At 61.1% G+C, this 3,052-nt stretch carries 2 protein-coding genes and 1 tRNA gene; 1 reads left to right on the forward strand and 2 read right to left on the reverse strand.

The window, feature by feature from the left end:
• Nucleotides 1–458: 458 nt before the first annotated feature.
• Both ABZ857_RS43930 and ABZ857_RS43935 read right to left on the reverse strand, forming a co-directional pair.
• A complete protein-coding gene (locus ABZ857_RS43930; RefSeq protein WP_357056865.1) occupies nt 459–1,679 on the reverse strand; it encodes a hypothetical protein in 1,221 nt (406 codons plus the stop codon).
• Nucleotides 1,676–2,233 (reverse strand): DUF4365 domain-containing protein, encoded by a 558-nt coding sequence (locus ABZ857_RS43935; protein WP_357056868.1) that lies wholly within the window; start codon nt 2,231–2,233, stop codon nt 1,676–1,678. The genes ABZ857_RS43930 and ABZ857_RS43935 overlap by 4 nt, the downstream gene beginning before the upstream one ends.
• A 260-nt stretch (nt 2,234–2,493) precedes the next feature.
• On the opposite strand from ABZ857_RS43935, the gene ABZ857_RS43940 reads away from it, so the two are divergent.
• Nucleotides 2,494–2,564: transfer RNA gene (locus ABZ857_RS43940), tRNA-Arg, on the forward strand.
• The last annotated feature ends 488 nt before the right edge of the window (nt 2,565–3,052 follow it).

Raw genomic sequence — 3,052 nt, forward strand, 5'->3', positions numbered from 1 at the left:
ACCGGCCCGGAACTCCGGATCAAAGCGGCGTCTCGTGGTAGCTCCCACGACCAAACCTCTCCCGGTTCGGTCTCCACGCTACGAGGGGAAGCTCACCGCTTTGTCTTTGTCGGTCCGGTCGAGTTCAGGGGCTGATCCATCAGTGTTGTGATGGCTAGTAGGGCGGCTGGCTAGGACCGCACAACGATCTCTGCGCAGCAGGAAAAGCTGGCCAACCAGATGGTGCGGGACCCAGATGTCGACACGCACCTGCGGTGCGGCTTGCGGCTCTAAGACAGGGGCTGTGATCGAGATGCGCCTGATACTGGATCAAGAGGGCCGGCCATCGGACCGAGTGCCGGACAGGAGTCTTCGTCGAAGATGGCCCTATGGGACGGCTCGCCGCAGCCCGCTACCTGTCGTGTTACTGGAAGGTACGTGACCGGTCGTCCTTGCTGGCCTTCACAGGTGCGACGGAGTCACTCTAGGGGGAGGCGCACCGTTACCGGCCCAGTCAGCCACCAGGAGCGGTCTTCCAGGGTGACAGTGCCTCTAGCAAGGATGGCGCGCTGCTCCTCGTGAGCCCGGATAGCGGTCCTGTAGTCCTGGCCCGACAAACGCATTTTAACCCGACGGCGCGTTCTGCCGAGGTAACCGTCTACAACGACGACTCCAACATGCTGGCCTTCAGGACGTTCAAGGCGGATGACGTGGCCAAGCAAGTCGTCCTGTTCCACAACCGGCCGTTTACGGAGATCCTGAAGGACCCTTTCAATACGTTCCGGGTTGGGACGAGGAAGTATCACGCGGCTTGAGACATTCGGGCGAGGCTGGATCGGAGACCAGCGGAACGACATGTCCAGGGCCCGTAGCCCAGGCTGCAGGGTCATCTGCCCGAGGGAACGTATAAGTTCTTCGCTGGCACCGCGCAGAATCGCGTCATCCAGTCCAACCTCGGAAGAATCGGCCAGCAGTTCGCACGCCGCTTCGAGTCCCGACGCGAGTGTTGTCATGACGCGTCGTGTATAAGTTCCCAGGCCCGACTGCTCTGCGCTCGGCTTAGGCAAGGTCAGCCTTTTAAGTTGCGCTGTCGACTCATCTGATGACTCCGGTGCTGAAACATCGTCGGCGCCGTTTGTCGGAGGAAGCTCCTCCGTGCGTGATCCGTCATGGCGGGCGAGGATGGTGAGGACGAAGCTTCCCCGCATTGTGTGTCCCATACGGACTTCTTGTGAGATGAACTCCTTGACAGCGGACGGCCGACGCCCTCGGTTGCTCGCGCGTGGTCGAATGGCACTGCAAGCAGCTGCTGTCAGCATCAGCTTGATCCCTGCCAGCAGATCCTGCGCTTCATCCAGAGGGATGGAGCCGTCGACGGTCTCCTGGTCCGCTCGCAGCAGCAGAATGTCGCTACGAGCACTTGCGATCTCTAGTGCGAGGTCCTCGCTGTTTTTGATGTTGTAGACGTCAGCGATCGTGTACAGCGCATCCTGCAGGCGGGCCTTGAAGTCTCGGTAGGAGCTGTCGTACGGGAGCATCACGCTCGCGTCCTGAGCAACTGATTCCCAGATCGAGAAGAGACCCTCCTGGTGCCGTACCTGCTGCCAGCCGCGGACCTTGAGGAAGGCTTCGACCGCCGGAGGCGACAGATCTTCAGTGAGCACCAACGGCCGAGCAGCGAACTCATGCACGCCGTTCATGGTCTGCCTCCATCGCCTACACGCTGAAGTATCTCCAAGAGCTGCTCGACGTTGAAGACGTTTTCCTTGGGAAGGATCACGGTTTTTGACTGAGTCTCTATGGGTTCCGCGCCTTCAAGGCATACCCAGTAGGCGGCCCTACGCAGCAGCATGCCGTCCTCCCGCATCTCAAGCCAGCTCTGTAGCAGGTGAGGTACGAGAAGTACGACAAGGATCTTCCGGTTGTACGTGCGGGGATCACGTAACGCGTCGTAGTGATCACGGTCGAGCTGCCAATGGACCCCGTCATCCTTCAGCACGTCTTGTTCGGTGCACTTCATCTGCACGTCAAGGACCGAGCTGGAGTGCCGACGGTGATTCGCTACCTGCCGTACTGTGAAGTCGACGCACTCGTCATCAACGCGAAGGTCAGAGACCTTGCAACGGGCGGCCGCAGTGATCGCGTGAGTGAATGCGAGGCTGAACTGCTCCTTGCACTGTGTCTGGTGCATCGAACCGTAGGGAGCCCCTTTGGGGGTGTACAGCTCGCCCCACTGCTCCGACGTCGAAAGCACCCGCTTCCCCTCCAGATCGAGACAATGCAGGTGTATCAGACGCGGCCGTGAGCCTACGAGATCTTGTCCAAAAGTGGACAACTCCGTCGGCTGTAGCTTCCAAGGTTGGCCATGCACTGGTCGACGAGCCAACTTGTCCGCCCTCCGGCAGGGAGCCAACCGCTCCGCTCACCCCGGAGAGCTGCCGCGACGGGCGCGAACTATACGCGAAATGATCAAGCGGAGTATGCGGGCTGACCCAGGCGTTTAGGCAGATCAAGGCCATGGCTCAAGCCGAAAGCTCACCGCTCTCCTAAAGCGGTTGCCGCAGGTTCGAATCCTGCCGGGGGCACTCTTCGATCAGGCCAAACAGCCCCCCACCTGGGGTTTCTCTCTAACCACTTGATGATCTGATGCAGCCGAGTGCCGCTGTAGGCAGTCGCAGGTCGCGGAATGCTCCGGGCGGTGTTTGGCCAGGTCAGCCCCAGGAATGACGAATGCCCCGGGATGACCCGAGGCCCTTCGAGAGTAGCTCTGATCACTCATCCAGAGCAGCCATGATCTTCCTGTTGGCGGCTTGCGTCTGTCCGTCGATCACCTTTGCGTAGACGCGCTGGAGTACCTCAACGCTGTGCCCCGCTCGCTGGGCCACCTCCGTAGCCGGAACCCCGGAGGCCAGCCACAGCGAGACCGCCGCGTGCCGAAGGCCGTAGGGCGTGGCCGCCAGCGGCGACGCGACCTGTTCTGAGCTTCCCCTCGTAGCGTGGAGACCGAACCGGGAGAGGTTTGGTCGTGGGAGCTACCACGAGACGCCGCTTTGATCCGGAGTTCCGGGCCGGT

The organism is Microbispora sp. NPDC046933 (assembly GCF_040644635.1).
Taxonomy (GTDB): domain Bacteria; phylum Actinomycetota; class Actinomycetes; order Streptosporangiales; family Streptosporangiaceae; genus Microbispora.

Excerpts from the sequence above, each read along its gene's own strand:
- ABZ857_RS43930 (WP_357056865.1), bottom strand. The coding sequence starts at position 1,679 with ATGAACGGCGTGCATGAGTTCGCTGCTCGGCCGTTGGTGCTCACTGAA.